General features: G+C 55.3%; 1 protein-coding gene. It reads left to right on the top strand.

All coding sequences use genetic code 11. The features are described from left to right. Positions 1-1,150 (top strand): IS110 family RNA-guided transposase (locus KOM00_RS20425; RefSeq protein WP_236027117.1); only part of this gene is annotated, 1,150 nt, incomplete at its 5' end. Positions 1,151-1,307 lie beyond the last annotated feature (157 nt).

Genomic DNA, 1,307 nt, shown 5'->3' with positions numbered 1-1,307 from the left:
GAAAAATACCATGCTGGCCATCCTGGTAACATTGAAGTGTGCCGCTTCAGGTTACCGTACGAGGGAGGCCAACATGGCGAAAAAGAGTCTAACAGGAACTGAGCACTTTGTCGCAGGGTATGAATCTCACACTTTCTACGTGGGGGTTGATGTTCACAAGCGCAGCTATCACGTCGCTGTGCGACGTGCCGATGGCCGCGCTATCACTCTGGTCACTCCGGCTGCACCAGAATCAGTAGTTGAATTTCTCCACAACCTCCCTGTCCGCATTGGAGCTGTAGCTTATGAGTCCGGGCCAACGGGTTTCTCCCTGGCCCGGGCGCTTAAGAAGGCAGCTATTCCTGTCATTGTTGCTGCTCCTAGCAAGATCCCCCGTGCGGTAACACCAGGTGCAAAATGTGACCGCCTCGACTGTCTCAAGCTGGCGGACTATGCAGCTAAAGGCATGCTCAAACCCATAGCCGTCCCAACCGCAGAGGAAGAGGCGCGTCGAACCCTGTTGCGCAGACGCCACGCGGTTGTGGATTCAGCGAGGCGTTGCAAGCAACGCATCAAAGGTCATTTACTCTTCCTTGGCATTGAAGAGCCAAAGGAGCTTACCAATTGGCATAGTGACGTGGCAGAAGTGTTGTTGGGGCTACCGATGGATCCGGCAGCCCTCATGACACTTGAAAGCTACCTGCGCGAGCTGGCGTTTCACAAGGAAGAGCTGCGCAGGTTAGAGTTGCAACTGAAGAGTCTTGTAAAGTCGAAAGAGTTGGCAAAGCGGATGGCCTGTCTGCAGTCCGTGCCTGGCGTGGGAGCAACCGTCGCTACGACGTTTGCCATGGAGCTGTTCCGCCCTGACAGATTCACCAGGGCCGAGGAGGTGGCAAGTTATCTTGGCCTTGCACCGGTTGTTCGGCAAAGCGGCAATAAGTCACCTTCGGGCCGACTTGTTCCAGTCGGGCAGACAAGGTTGCGCAGCCTGCTGATCGAAGCTGCTTGGATGTGGAGAAGCAGGGATCGTTACGCCGAGAACCTTTACCATCGACTGCTCGGCAAGACTGGGGTTGCTCAGAAGGCAATAGCTGCTGTGGCTCGACGGCTGGCAATCATCCTGTGGCGCCTATGCATCGAGCAAAGGATGTACCGTACGTCCATGGCTTAAAATGAGGAGTCGCGATCGGCCCTTTGCCACACTGAGGTGGCGGACGAAAAATGGCGAACCTTCTCTAGGTACCGGATCGGTACTCGGCGTGAGTCTGGCGCGAATAAGAAAAGGCATCCTCCGTTGAAAGATGCCCTACGAGAAGGTTATCACCTCT

Source organism: Geomonas diazotrophica, assembly GCF_018919385.1.
In the GTDB taxonomy this organism is placed as follows: Bacteria; Desulfobacterota; Desulfuromonadia; order Geobacterales; family Geobacteraceae; genus Geomonas; species Geomonas diazotrophica.
The sequence above is the reverse complement of the archived record's forward strand: the minus strand, read 5'-3'. Positions and strand labels throughout refer to the sequence as shown.